Origin of the sequence: Pseudomonas sp. K5002 (genome assembly GCF_013386655.1) — a bacterium.
In the GTDB taxonomy this organism is placed as follows: Bacteria; Pseudomonadota; Gammaproteobacteria; order Pseudomonadales; family Pseudomonadaceae; genus Aquipseudomonas.
The window spans coordinates 1-486 of record NZ_JACARK010001650.1; the positions used below are offsets into that span (position 1 = coordinate 1).

The following is a 486-nucleotide window of genomic DNA, read 5'->3' on the forward strand; positions in this document are numbered from 1 at the left end:
GACGAACCGACCACCGCCCTGGACGTCACCACCCAGGCGCATATCCTCGCCACCTTGCGCCGCTTGTGCAAAAGCCAGGGCGTGGCGGCGGTGTATGTGTCCCATGACCTGGCGGTGATCAAGGACCTGGTGGACCGGGTGATGGTGATGTACGCCGGGCGGATTGTTGAAACGGCTACTCGGGACGCCTTGTTCAGTCGGCCATCCCATCCCTACACCCGGGGCTTGTTGGCGGCGATTCCCGATGTGGCCGGGCGCCGAGAATTACGGGCGATTGGCGGGCATGCCCCCGCGCCTGGGCAGCGGCCTCAAGGCTGTGGCTTCGGGCCGCGGTGCGAGCGTTTTCGGGCAGGGTGTTCGCAGCAGGAACCGCTATTGCAGCCGCTGTCGCCAGGGCATGAAGTGGCGTGTCTTGCACCCCATGGTCAGCCGTTGCAGCGCATCGCCCTGGCGCCGATTGCTGCGGTGGACGCGCGCACCGACAAG

General features: G+C 66.7%; 1 protein-coding gene. It reads left to right on the plus strand.

Features of this window, described 5'->3' with window-relative positions; all coding sequences use genetic code 11:
* A partial coding sequence (locus HX846_RS38495) for an ABC transporter ATP-binding protein (RefSeq protein ID WP_178967613.1) occupies nt 1–486 on the plus strand: 486 nt, incomplete at both ends.